Annotated in this window: 9 protein-coding genes; 5 read left to right on the forward strand and 4 right to left on the reverse strand. The window is 38.8% G+C overall.

Going from position 1 to position 14,330, the window contains the following annotated elements:
- Positions 1-15: 15 nt before the first annotated feature.
- The 3 genes from AC4PG5_RS05995 to AC4PG5_RS06005 are packed head-to-tail and all read right to left on the reverse strand — an operon-like array spanning position 16 to position 4,386.
- Positions 16-1,419, reverse strand: a complete 1,404-nt coding sequence (locus AC4PG5_RS05995; RefSeq protein ID WP_492030509.1) for a sugar porter family MFS transporter — start codon at positions 1,417-1,419, stop codon at positions 16-18.
- Positions 1,420-1,424: 5 nt separating this feature from the next.
- A complete protein-coding gene (locus AC4PG5_RS06000) occupies positions 1,425-2,522 on the reverse strand; it encodes a DUF4434 domain-containing protein (protein ID WP_492030510.1) in 1,098 nt (365 codons plus the stop codon).
- 46 nt (positions 2,523-2,568) lie between these two features.
- The gene (locus tag AC4PG5_RS06005) at positions 2,569-4,386 is read right to left on the reverse strand and encodes an FAD-dependent oxidoreductase (protein ID WP_492030511.1); all 1,818 of its coding nucleotides are present in this window, start codon (positions 4,384-4,386) and stop codon (positions 2,569-2,571) included.
- A gap of 433 nt (positions 4,387-4,819) precedes the next feature.
- Here AC4PG5_RS06005 and AC4PG5_RS06010 point away from each other — a divergent pair, with 433 nt between their 5' ends.
- The 4 genes from AC4PG5_RS06010 to AC4PG5_RS06025 all read left to right on the forward strand — a co-directional run bounded on the left by AC4PG5_RS06010 (position 4,820) and on the right by AC4PG5_RS06025 (position 8,216).
- Positions 4,820-6,028: an ROK family transcriptional regulator gene (locus tag AC4PG5_RS06010; protein WP_492030512.1), complete on the forward strand. Its 1,209-nt coding sequence runs from the start codon at positions 4,820-4,822 to the stop codon at positions 6,026-6,028.
- Between the two features lie 190 nt (positions 6,029-6,218).
- On the forward strand, positions 6,219-6,560 hold the full coding sequence (locus AC4PG5_RS06015) for a DUF4810 domain-containing protein (protein ID WP_492030513.1): 342 nt from the start codon (positions 6,219-6,221) through the stop codon (positions 6,558-6,560).
- On the forward strand, positions 6,557-7,258 hold the full coding sequence (locus tag AC4PG5_RS06020) for a GNA1162 family protein (RefSeq protein ID WP_492030514.1): 702 nt from the start codon (positions 6,557-6,559) through the stop codon (positions 7,256-7,258). Before AC4PG5_RS06015 ends, AC4PG5_RS06020 begins: the two co-directional genes overlap by 4 nt.
- Positions 7,259-7,295: 37 nt before the next feature.
- Positions 7,296-8,216 carry an alpha/beta hydrolase gene (locus tag AC4PG5_RS06025; RefSeq protein ID WP_492030515.1) on the forward strand — a complete coding sequence of 307 codons (921 nt, stop codon included), beginning with the start codon at positions 7,296-7,298 and terminating at the stop codon, positions 8,214-8,216.
- Positions 8,217-8,310: 94 nt separating this feature from the next.
- Here AC4PG5_RS06025 and AC4PG5_RS06030 read toward each other — a convergent pair whose 3' ends face one another.
- On the reverse strand, positions 8,311-9,624 hold the full coding sequence (locus tag AC4PG5_RS06030; RefSeq protein ID WP_492030516.1) for an anaerobic C4-dicarboxylate transporter family protein: 1,314 nt from the start codon (positions 9,622-9,624) through the stop codon (positions 8,311-8,313).
- Between the two features lie 743 nt (positions 9,625-10,367).
- Here AC4PG5_RS06030 and AC4PG5_RS06035 point away from each other — a divergent pair.
- Entirely contained in the window at positions 10,368-14,321 is a 3,954-nt protein-coding gene (locus tag AC4PG5_RS06035; RefSeq protein ID WP_492030517.1) for a helix-turn-helix domain-containing protein, read from the forward strand.
- The last annotated feature ends 9 nt before the right edge of the window (positions 14,322-14,330 follow it).

Consider the following 14,330-nt stretch of genomic DNA (forward strand, 5'->3'; position numbering starts at 1 on the left):
TAAGATCATTTTTTTCTATTTCGAATCGCTCCAATAACGTTCTATCTCTTCTAAGGACTTTCCGGTCGTTTCCGGAACAAGTTTCCAAACAATAAGCATATAAGGCACACACATCACAGCAAACAAGAAGAATGTTCCGGCAGGGGTTAAATTTTGGAGCATCCATGGAGTAAGCTGACCAATAAGATAGGTACCGATCCACAAAGCAAAACCTGCGATAGACATAGCTAGTCCACGCACGCGGGTTGGATACATTTCAGAAAGGAGTACAAAAACGACTGCGCAAATAGATACGGCACAGCAAAAAATGTAAAACAAGAAGAAAATCAATAAAAACAAACTAGAGATACCATAGCCTTCTCCGAAAATGAAATAACAGCCAATCAATAACAAGGCTATAATCATACCGGAAACACCATAATAGACCAATTTCTTTCTTCCGACTTTATCAATAATAACTAGTGCAAGTACGGTAGTCAAGGTATTTACAAGTCCGACAAGAACCTGATAATACAACGAATCGCCTCCGGACAACCCGGCTTCTTCAAAAATGGAAGGACCATAATACAATACGGCATTTACGCCCATAAACTGCCCTAAAATAGCAATACAGACTCCAATGATCACAGCCTTCAATATACCCGGTTGAATGAGGAGTTTCCATTCAGATTTAGTTTCAACCGATAAGACAGATTTTGTCTCATTCAGCTGATCAGTCGCCCGTTCCGTCGATCGATAGATTCTTTTTAGGATATCCATTGCAGAAGTCTCTTGATGTTGTACAATCAACCAACGAGGACTCTCAGGAATAAAAAAGATAATAACTAAAAAGGAAAGTGCAGGCAATGCCTCCATTCCTAGCATTCCTCGCCAAACTTCAGAGACAAAGATCTTGTTGATCCAAGTTGCATGAAGCACACTACCGCTTTCAGAAAAATTCAATAATTGGAAATTGACTAAGTATGCCCCTAAAAAGCCGACAGTAACGGCCAATTGATACAAAGAGACTAAACGTCCACGATATTTGGCAACAGCAACTTCCGATATATACAAAGGCGAGATGATGGATACTACACCGATGCCTACCCCACCAATAATTCTATAGACCACCAATTGATCAAAATTAGCACTTAATGCGCAACCAATGGCCGAGATAGAAAAGAGTACAGCCGAAATAATCATCGTACGTTTTCGACCGATTTTATCACTCAATATACCGGCAAAAAGAACACCGGTTATAGACCCGACCAAAGCACAACCAACATACCAACCTTGTTGCAACGTATCTAGTTGAAACAACTGCGTCACCTGAGCAATCGTTCCCGATATCACAGCAGTATCATAACCAAATAAAAAGCCACCGATAGCAGCGACTACCGATAGAAAAATCAGATAGCCTATATTCAAATTCGATTTCATACACCTTATTTTATTTGGAAATACTCTCTATATCTATCGTACAAATGTCCGGCCTGCAGATAAGCCGATTGTGGACTCATGAAATGCGAAAATTCGAATGTAATCGCTTTATCATATCCGGCTCTCTTGGCTGCTTCTAACTTCAGACGCAGTTTATCGAATTTTATAGGGAAAAAGCGGATAGGCATATCACGATCAAAAGACTCTGCATTTGTCCAACATTCCATGCCATATTTATCAGCCAACTTCTTGTTGACTGTGAAAAAAGCATCCAATTCATCATAATCAATATGCCCATCTTGAAAAGCACAAGCATCTACAACATCATGAATTCCATCGAAAATCTCGTTCCATTCTCTTTCATGTTCTTGAACCGATACAACATCCTCCTTGGCCAATTTATCCGTTCCCATAATGGCTTTCTTTCCATCAATCCATGGAGATATAAAGGTGGGTAATCCATTAGACACCTCTTTACATTGTTTTCCCATAGCATGAAAAGCATCGATTGCTCCTTTAGTCTGGCGACTAATCTCTCCACTGATGTACCAACCTCCAAAGCTCTTATACTTTTCACCATACATTTTCCAGACCTCATCAATCACATATTTATTATCTTCAATTTCCCAGCTTAAATTGCCTGTATCCCAATAACGTCCGGAATCATATAACCCAAAATAAAATTTCATATTATATTTCTCTGCCAAACGTAAATACATATCAACCAAATCGACAGAAGGCATATAACACCCTTTATTCAAAAGATACTTCGAAGGATAAGTGATGAATTTCCGATAACCGGAACGAATCATGATCACGGTATCTATACCGATCCGTTTCATATGTTGAAAATCCAGATCCCATTCCTTTTCTCCCCAATTTTGATGAGGAATATCGTGAGAAATCTCATCTAGAAAAGTACCCGTAATCTTTAAACCATTATTAGGAGGTACAATCAATTTATTGTGGATCGTCTCTTTACTCTCCATTGAAAAAAAACCTTCGTTGTATTCTTCAGCCTTCAGCAGCGTAGAAGCTGATATAGCCGATGCACCCGCAAGTGTCACTTTCTTTAAAAAATCACGGCGATTATTTGTTTCCATAGTTTATTTTGATGTTTCTAGTTCTAGTAGTCGATTTATGATTAACTTATTGAATGAATTGTCCTTTTATGCCGATAGGTTTTCGATTAAACGGATCTAAATAATGATCAATCAACACCGCCATTTCACCTCTTAAAATCGGCCGACTAAGATCGAAATCTTTTAATTCATATTTTTCCCAGATGGCTTTCAGCGAACTCTTCATCTTTACTCCTTCATGAAGAGCAATTTGAGCAACCAAATCCCTTGCCTCACTGATTGTAATCGTCTGCCCTCTTTTGTTATATAGCCATTTTTTAGCTGTAGGATAAATTTCAAAAAGTCCATCCAACTCATTAGTTATCAAAACGGTATCACTTCTAAGCCAAGTTTGATTCGACCATTCCACATTCCGTCCTACTCCCTTCAATATTCCTGTTGATCCTATACGTTGATAACTTTTAAACTTAACATCGCTTACCGCAACATCTAAGTAAGGCAACAAATACCCCTTAGCGTCCAAGATGGCATTCTGAACCTTTCTAACCTCAACGTTTCTAATCTTCTTACGATCTTTTATAGCAATAGCCGCTAAAGCACCTGCTGCCTGACCGATCTGAAGCACAACCGGTTGTAATCGAGTGGTTCCATTCACAATATTCGAAACAGAGATCGATTTTTCCGCGACAATAAGTCCTTCAATACCTTTTGGAATTAAAGTACCCAAAGGCAAACCATAAGATGGAATAGGATGAAAATATAAGTTCGGCAATTCTTCATAACCTTGATAACGAGTATGATGATGATCCACAGGGTAATCACCGACAGCAATGCAAGTCCGATATAATGGATCAGACTGATCATAAGGATGAGTCAAGTGGTTCAAATCAAATCGGACCAATCCATGAATTCTTCGGGATTCCCGATGATAAGGGATAAAAGGCAATTTATCGGCTGTTGGATATTCATCGTCAGCCAATCCCAAAGTATTATATCCTAACTCTTTTTGGATGAAATAAACAAAACACAGCGTATGATGTTTAGCCTTTTCTAAGGCTTTCTCCCGATCATCAGCATTCATTTCAATGAGATTAACATAATAATCATTACCTTCTATCGGCCAGTTAATCATATATTTATGATTAGGCAATCGCCCATATTTTAGCATCATATCTTTTGACCAAACACGATCTGGTTCTTTTGGAGTAATACACATTGGATTAGCGCAAGCACAAGCAAATACCGACGGATTGTATCCTTCCGGCTTAGGAATCGTTACATCTTTTCCATAATCTTTAAGTACAGCCACATAAGTCAGATCCTGTACAATGGTATTAGATTTCTGCGGCGCAATATCCTCTTTAGTCAGATTTCGACTTTCCATACCAATATCGTACTTCACCCCACATTGTTTGGCTACATCTCCCAATTCTGTTGCATCAATTAGAATTTTGGCATGAATCGTTTTCAAGGTCTCATGGTTATACCTAATCTTAACCATCCACCCTGAATTCTTTTTTGAGATTTGTTCTACACTTGAATTAAGCCATAATTGAAGATACTTTTCACTAGAAACCATTTTTTGAAAAAGACGATGACCCACAGAAGGTTCGAAAAGCACATGGCTTACCCAGCCTGTTTTCAAAGAATCTAACCCACCATAATAATCCGCTAACTGTGATTTAAACTCTCCCCAAATACCTCCAGGCAGATTATAATTTCCATCAATTGCACTCACTCCGGCAGAAGTCAACATACCACCTAACCAAGGGGTATCCTCAATAATCAATGTTTCAACCCCCATTCTAGATAATTGTATACCGGCAGACACTCCACTAGCTCCACCACCAACAACAAGAACATCGACCTTGTTTTGCCCAAACATAAGATTTAAAACGCTAAATAATCCTAGAAGAAAAATAAACGATCGTTTTTTCATAATAAAGTTAACATAACAGTGGTACAAAATATCACAGCGCAAATATAAAGATATTATTTTATTTTCAAAACATTAATTAATAAAATATTTAATTAAGTAAGCAATATATAAAAATATAATATAATAAGCGATCAGTCTACAAGAAGCGATCACAAAATATCACTTTAATCAAAATAAATAACAAAATATAATTATATATTATTATATATCAGATAAATAAAATAAAAACAAAAAAAATACATTTTTATTAATAATAAAATAGTTTAATAACAAATGACTATATTATAAAAAAGTTTCATATTAAAATAGCCCAAATAAGACTATGATTAATATATTTTTTTAATTATATTTGCATACATAAAAAAATAACACAGAAGAAATGAATCAGCAATTTTTAAAAGAAATTGAAGTTGGCTCCAAAAGCGCCATCGTCAAAAAGCGTATACTAACACATTATATATATAATGGTAGTTCTACGATCCCAGAACTTTCAAAAGAACTAGATCTGAGTATTCCGACAGTGACTAAGTTTATAGGAGAAATGTGTGAGGAAGGATTCATAAACGATCATGGCAAACTTGAAACAGGCGGAGGACGTCATCCTATATTATATGGTCTAAACCCAGAATCCGGATACTTCATCGGAGTAGATATCAAACGGTTCTCTATGAATATCGGTTTGATCAATTTCAAGGGCGACATGGTTGAACTTAAAATGAATGCCCCTTACAAACTCGAAAACTCCGTAGACGGATTAAACGATTTATGCAAAACGATCACCGCCTTTGTCGATAAGTTATCTATTGATAAAGACAAAATACTAAACATCAACATCAATCTATCTGGGCGGGTCAACCCTGAATCCGGTTACAGCTTTAGTTTATTCAATTTCGAAGAACGTCCACTAGCAGAGATTCTAACAGAAAAGATCGGTTATAAAGTAACCATTGATAACGACACTCGCGCTATGACATACGGAGAATATATGCGTGGTGGAGTAAAAGGTGAGAAAAACATCCTATTTGTCAACATCAGCTGGGGACTTGGAATAGGAATCATCATTGATGGAAAGATCTATAATGGCAAATCAGGATTCTCCGGAGAGTTTGGACACATCAGTAGTTTCGATAATGAAATCATCTGTCACTGCGGGAAAAAAGGCTGTCTAGAGACCGAAGCTTCCGGCTCAGCTTTACATCGCATTCTTTTAGAAAGGATTAAGAATGGAGAAAATTCCATCTTATCTAATCGAGTAACCTCAGGTCACAACACCATCACATTAGAGGAAATCGTTTCCGCCGTCAACAAAGAGGATTTGTTGTGTATAGAGATCGTTGAAGAAATCGGTCAAAAGTTAGGCAAACAGATCGCCGGATTGATCAACCTCTTTAATCCGGAGCTCGTTGTCATCGGAGGTATCCTATCTCTAACAGAGGAATACATCACCCAACCCATAAAGACAGCTGTACGTAAATATTCTCTAAACCTCGTGAATAAAGATTCAGCAATCATCACTTCCAAACTAAAAGATAAAGCAGGTATCATAGGAGCATGCATGATTGCCCGAAGCCGTATGTTCGAAATTTAATCCAAGAAGCAAAGCAAGAACCACACAGAATCCATCCCCCGTTCTGGGTTCTTTCTTCTCTTTTCAGACATAGATCAACCAAAACCCAATTTCTATTCAAAAAAAACAAAAAAAGTCATCTCATCAGAAAAAATAACTCTATTTTTGTTGACACTAGAACAACCTAGAAAATCAATAAAAAAAGACCAGAATGAGAACCTTTTTTTTACCTTGCCTATTTGTTATATTATTCTCATCGTGTGCATCCAAAACATTATACGACTGGGGAGACTACAGTAAAACCTCTTACAATTACTACAAACAGCAGACAAAAGAGTCGGAAGAAGCATTAATCTCGACCTACCTATATATGATAAACGGAATTAACAAGAAAACACCAAAAGTTCCTCCAGGAGCTTATTGTGAATATGGTTACTTCTTAATACAAAAAGGCTATCGAGAAAAAGGCATTGAATGCTTTAAGAGAGAGAAAAAAAATTATCCGGAATCTACTGTTTTCATGGACTACCTTATTAAACACTTCTCGGAATGAAAAAGACAGGCATCCTATTATTATCATCCATTATGATCTTAGCGACCTCATGCTATACAGTCAACTACAGCCAGTCGAAGATCTGCGACACATCAAACGTTGATTACGCCAACGACATAGAAGATGAAAATCCAGGTAGCATTCTAATCATGCCTCCAATCAACCGTACAGTCAATGTGGAACTCAAACAAATCTTCTACACCACCTTAGCAATGCCACTTGCCGAGAAAGGTTATTATGTCATTTCTCCTTTCACCTCACTCGATCTTCTCAAGAGTAATAGTGCATACGACAGCGAGCTTTTCATCCAAGAAGACCTCTCTCAGTTTAGAAAAATATTCGGTACAGATGCCATACTATTCACGATCATTAACGAGTACAGCAAATCGGCTATTGCAGGCAACGTAACCGTTAACGTCGACTACATTATCAGATCGGCCAAGACCAATAAAACTCTTTTCCACCATCAAGGAGAAATCTCCTTCGACAGTAGCTTCTATAACGAGAAGCAAAATCTTGAAGAACTTCTCGTTGCTGCCATTTTCACCACAGTCAATTCATCGATGGTAAAAAAGTTCAATTCGATACACGAATGCAACAAAAGAGTCATCGACAATCTGCCGGACGGTCCACATTTAAGAAAAAAACAGCATAAAAACGAAACAGAATCAAGCACAGTCTCCGACTTTCCTTCCTAAACAGTTCTTAGACTATTTTCACTAAACATATTACAAAATGATTAAAAATTTATCACTAGTTTTAAGTGCAGTATTACTTTTATTCTGCTCCAAACTATCCGCACAACAACATGTTGAGAACGGTAAATTAATTGCGTACGATCAATTTCAATCTCAACTAATCAAACCTAGAAATGTCGCTGTTTGGCTTCCTGAAAATTACGACAGTAACAAAAAGTACAGTGTACTTTATATGCACGACGGACAAATGCTTTTTGATGCCAACAGCACGTGGAACAAACAAGAATGGAAAGCGGACGAAATTACCTCTCAACTACAAGCTCAAAAAGAGATCAACGATTGCATTATTGTTGGTATATGGAATATTACCGAAGATCGTTTTTACGATTACTTTCCACAAAAGGCCTTAAGCTACATTTCTAAAGATAAGCTCAAGACATTCGCAAAAACCTTCGAGATGAAGCGGTTTAACGCCGATAACTATCTAAAATTTCTGGTTACCGAACTCAAACCATTCATCGACCAACACTATGCCACATATACCGATTCCTCACATACCTACATCATGGGATCAAGCATGGGAGGACTAATCTCCCTCTATGCCATCTGTGAGTATCCTCAAATATTCAGCAAAGCAGCTTGTTTGTCCATACACAGTCCGATGGTAACGACAGCTTTAATGAATCAAGTCGACGACAACGCTTTCGCTCCGGCTTTTTGTGACTACTTGAACCAACATCTTCCTCAAGCAAATTCCTGCGCTATCTATATGGATTACGGAAACAAGACACTAGACGCGCTGTATACACCTTACCAAAACAAGATTGATGAAATCTTTTGGAACAAAGGATGGAGAAAGCCTTATTGGACCACCAATTATTATCCGGGAGCAGCACATACGGAAATCGACTGGGCTAACCGCTTGGCTATTCCGCTGCGTTTCTTACTTGGAAAATAACAGACCAATACTTATCTACAGAAAACCGCTTTTTTAACAAAATGCTCCTATTAGGAGCATTTTCGAGAAATAGACCTCTCTAGACAATCGCCATTTAAAAGAGTTGTATGAACAATAGCCCCAGAACAATCGCCACAACAGTCGACACCAACCCGGGCATCATAAACGAATGATTAAGAACATAACGTCCAATTTTAGTCGTTCCCGTCCGGTCAAAGTTGATCGCTGCCACCACAGTTGGATAATTCGGAATAAAAAAGTAACCGTTGACTGCCGGAAACAAAGCGATCAAAATATAAGGAGAGATACCCAATGCAATTCCCAAAGGCATCAATGCTCGAACAGTGGCCGCCTGACTATATAACAAGATTGACATGATAAACAAAGCGATACCAAACAGCCATGGCATCTGACGCACAACCCCCTCAATAGAAAGCGTCAACTGCGCAATATTGCCTTGAAGGAACGTATCTCCCATCCAAGCAATGCCGAAAATAGCAATAACCGCTTGCATACCGGCTGGAAAAACAGAACCTTGTATAGCCTTCACACCATTTGTTCGAGTCACCAATAAGATGATAGCTGCAGCCGACAACATCACCATTTCGATGATAGACGACATCCCCAAGACGACAGATTGCCCATTAATGATGAAACTTGGTCGCAACCCATCGAAGGATCCAAAGAAGACAATTAACAGCGTGGCTAACACAAACACTACCACAGAAAGTACAGCCGAAAAACTTTTTTCTGGCGACAATTGGGTTTTGGCAGAAGGCGCATCAAACAACCCTTTACTCAACCGCTTCTGATACTCTGGATCATCGACCAACTCCTTCCCTACACGCATAGAGAACAAAGCGGCCACCAGTACGCCGATGATCGTAGCTGGAATCGTTATTTTAAGAATGTCGAACAGCGAAATCTGATAGCCACTCAACATCCCTAAGAGAGCTACTGTAGCCGCCGATATTGGACTAGCCGTAATAGCTTGTTGCGAAGCAATCACAGCAATACCCAATGGACGCTCGGGGCGGATCTTTGTTTCGGTAGCTACTTCCGCAATCACCGGTAAGATCGAATAAGCCACATGTCCCGTCCCGGCCACAAACGTAAATAGATAAGTCACCAACGGACTAAGCAACGTAACATGCGAAGGATTCTTGCGCAACAAACGTTCAGCTTGCTTGACCATATAATCCAAGCCTCCGGCCGCCTGCATACACGAAGCCGCCGAAATCACAGCAACGATCATCAACATCACATCAATAGGAGGTGCCGTCGGTTGCAAGCCAAAGCCAAAAGTCAGCACAGCTAGTCCGAGTCCCCCCATCACTCCAAGCCCTATTCCTCCTAAACGAGCACCGACAACGATGGCCGTCAACACAAAAAGCAACTGTAATATCATATTATATCGCGTTTAATAATGTCGTTTTCCTACATAAAATACCGAGCGTCGACCGAAACTGCAAGTAATCCACCCATTATTGAATAAAAAAATCAAATCATAGATGGCAATCTTTTTCAAAACACTCTTCAAAGTAACATACTCATTACTTGAATTCCTTTATATTCCTCTAAATAAGCATTTAACATCTCAAGCCATTGGTCAATAGAACTTTAATTTTCAAAAGCCTAATAAAACAAGTTTTTATCTGCCCGTTCCAAATTTATCTCAAGATTATTTTTTCTCCTCAACATCTTCGATAACTAGACACAAGTATTATTAAACTATACCGACTCCGCACGCGTCTGTTTAGGATTCGCGTTTTTCACCTACATTTCAGTGTCGTACAAATCATAAAATGCAGTCATCGTTCTATTATAAAGTTATCACTTTCATTCTTAGAAACGGACTTTTGTTTTATGATCGATAAACAAACCATTAACAAAAAACTATTCGTTCCACAACTGTGGAATGAATAGGCAACAGATAGGAAACGAATAAATTTCAGCATGTAAAAATACAATTTATTGCTAAATAAATTATAGTCTAACAGGGTGATTTTACGAGTTTGTTGCAACAAAAAAACGAGGCAATAAAATCGATTTACAACAGTAACGTTCCCCTCTCCTTAAATGGCAAAATTCGCCTATAATCGACTTAAATAAAAAAATTATAACTACTTTTGTCATTCACAACCGTATCTTATGAAAAGACACCTTATCCAAATCATCGCTCTTGTACTCTTGTACATACCCCAATGTGCTCAAGCCATAGACGAATACACACTATCACATATCGGTTACACCCAAGGATTATCTAATAGTGCCGTACTTTCATTATATAAAGACAACCAAGGCTTCATGTGGTTTGGAACCTACGATGGTCTGAACAACTACGACGGCAAAAGTATGAATGTTTATCGCACTGACATGAATGTGGAAAAACGATTACTCAATAATGTAATCTATCATGTCAATCCCGCTGATAATGATTGTTTGTGGATATCAACTAACACAGGCATTAACCGTTTCTCCGTCAGAGAAAGAGCAGTAATCAGCTCGTATGAAGTTTTTAAAAACGACTTTATACTATATTCTAATCGCAAAGGAGACACATGGGTCATCGACAAGGATGACCTTTATGTCTATCAGCCCTCAAAATCTGCCTTCCAGAAAACGAACAAGAAGAGTCAAGTTTTCAATAAAGAATTATCGTTTGTAGACGACAAAGGTTGCCTATGGTTATTCTCAGGGACCAACAAAAGCATTTATAAATGTCAGACTCAAAAAAAGAATGGTGGCGAGCAATCGTATGAGATAGTACAAGCCAATATTCACAATAAGAAAATTGAATATACTTTCTATCAAGGGGGACTCCTTAGCTTTATCGACCAAGATAAAGACCTATTTCTATTCGACCTAACACGTAACACCAAGATCTTCATTCGAAATGTTGGGGAACTCATCACTAAGTATGGAAAGATCACAGGAATCATCTCCTTCTATGACGATATTGTCATCGCTTTCATACAAAACGGTTTAATCAAACTGGACTCTGCTTCTCATTACTCAGAAAGTGTCATAGATCGCAGTATTCGGGTCTTTTCCGTCTACAAAGATCCTATGCAGGAGATTATCTGGGTAGGAACAGATGGACAGGGCGTCATGGCTTACTCGAAAAAAAAATCTATCGCCTCTCATTTAACGTTTAGCCACCTGCAAAATAAGATCACCCGCCAAGTGCGTTCCATTTATACCGATAAAGCAGGAGATCTATGGTTTGGAACAAAAGGTGACGGTTTGGTCAAAGTCAGAGGCTACATGAAACATTCCATCACCAAGCTACCTCTTAACTCCATCTCAATCTATTTCCCAGGAAGAAAAACTAGTCTACCTAATTACCGTAGAGAACTGACCGAGTATCAAGTTTTCGGAATCGTGCCTAGTCGTTACATGGACGGGTTCTGGATCGGGTCTGCCGAAAACCCGGGACTCTCGTATTACGATTATCAAAAAGATGCCATTGTAGCGGTGAGAGGCGACACCAAGCTCTTACAACGTGTACATCGAATCTATGAACAAAACGACACGACGCTGTGGCTCACTACATCGGGAAACGGTGTTTGCCAGGTTTCTCTCGACAAAACAAACGGAACAATCAGAGCAAAAAAGACTAGACAATATCTCTTCAACGATGGGAAAAAGATTATCAACGACTTTTTCCCAATGCTGATAGAGGGAGACTCCGTAATCTGGCTAGGTAGCCGAGGTATGGGCTTGGTCAAGTTTAACTTACAGACCTTAAAACATCAAGTCTATCTATTGGGGAACAAAGAGAGATTTGCGATTAACGACATTCTATCCATCTACCGTAAACAAAACATCTTCTATTTGGGTACAGTATCAGGACTCGTTCGTTTGACATTCGGCACCAATGGAGAACCCAAAGTCTTCTGCATAGGTAAAGAGCAAGGATTCCTTAACGACATGATTCACGGAATATTAGAGGACGAGAATGGCTTTCTATGGCTGAGTACCAACAAGGGACTTGTGAAGTACAATCCTAAAAACAATGCTTTTCATACCTATTATTACAATAATGGTTTACAAATCGGGGAGTTTAGTGATGATGCTTTCTACAAATGCCCCTACACCGGTAATCTCTTCTTCGGAGGTATAGACGGTCTGCTTTACTTGGAAAAAGAACGAATGAATGAAGTGGAGTATCACCCGGACGTTTATTTCCGCGACTTAACCATCGGGGTAGAAACCGACAACTTCAATAATTATTATGATGCGACATCTAATACCTTGTCATTAAAAGGAGTGCATCTCTCTTTTTCTCTTTCATTTACCGCACCCGACTTTATCGACGGAGATAACTTTGAATATTCCTATAAGTTGGAAGGTCATAAAGAGACTGAATGGTCACCTTTCACTCCTGATAATAGAGCAACATTCAACACATTGCCTCATGGACATTACATCTTAAAGATCAGATATAAAAAAGATGTGTTCGATACCGAATATAAATCCTACTCATTAAAGATACACATCCTTCCCCCCTGGTATTTATCGACATGGGCTTATCTCTGTTATGGCCTATTCATCATTCTCACCGTGGTCTATACCTACCGGATGGTTCGGAGATATTATCGCAGAGAACGACTGATCAAGAAGTTGATGTTGCGTGAATCGCACAACACATTGATGAATAGTACAAACCAACAAAGCCATGAAACCGTGGGTCTACTCTCTAAGATTTGTCACACTTGTGAACAGTTGCGTCAGGTCGACTCTATACCTGCAGAATATTACAAGCTATTAGACATCCTTCACGACACAGTTTTATCCTTTGCTTTCAAATCAGAGGATATCTCGGAAGAACACTGTAATCTTGAGACATATCTTCCCAGAGAGATTCCTATCTATGGTGCCATTAACTTGAAAAAACTATCCGACGAGATTGTCAACATGTTAGTCTACAGAAACTACGACGGACTACCTGATCTGGAAATCAACCTAGACGATTCACTTGACGTTTATTTACCCAAACAGACTTTGGGCTATATTTTATACTATCTCTATTCAGAAGCAGCGACAGCCAAAACAAAGGTGACGGTCACAGCCACTCTAACCATCGAAGACTTGATTCTAGAACTAACGCTTCCTCACGACATTGCTGATAAGATGCTACAAACCGACCAGCACTCTTTGACCAGATCCGAACAACAATCGATGCATTACTTCCATAAATGGCTCTATCTCTACGCAATGAAAGTTATGAATGGATTAGCACGTGCGAAAGGACAAAAGGTACAGATCGCCTTCCCTATACCGCCCAAAAGAGAATTACCAACGGAAACTAAGACTAAAAAGACCATTCTCCTTTTAGAGGATAAAGAAGAAATCGTCTGGTTGCTGAAAGATATTCTTTCCGGCGACTATAACATTTACGCTGTACGTAGCGTTCAAGAGGCTTTTGGCTATCTAAAAAAGAAATCTCCGGAGATCTTTATGCCCGATACGATGATTTATCAGAATGAAGAAGATAAATTCATGGAATATGTCCAAACCCACAAAGGTTTGCTGATCCACACTGCTTTCATCCCAATGCTAAAATGGAAAGCAACATTCCTTTTGCATAAAGAGCTCCAAAAGCTGGCTGATGGATTTGTAATTATGCCATATAATATTTTATTCATAAAAGACATCATTGATCTCGCCATAAACCGACAAGGTGAAAGGAAAGAGACCATTCTAATCGATCTACCAGGACAAAAAGAAAAGTCGATTATCTGTGAAACACCCGAACAAGCAAACTTTGCCAAACTGTTATTGGCAGTGTTGGATGCCAATCTAGACAAAGAAGATCTAAATACATCATTCATAGCCGAGAAGATGAACATCAGTTCGCGGCAATATTACAGAAAGTTTAAAGAGATCTCTCACCTATCACCAACCGACTTCATAAAAAACTATCGCATGGAAAAAGCGGCACGTCTATTAGCCGAAACAGACTGGTCGGTTCAAAAAGTCATTAGTGAAGTCGGAATACAAAGTCGCTCTTATTTTTATAAAGAATTCTCATCACGATACGGGGTAACTCCAAAAATTTACAAACAGAACTGTTTAGGAAAAGGATTTACAGAAGAATAGTCATTCTCA

This window comes from Bacteroides sp. QWL-09 (genome assembly GCF_058683585.1).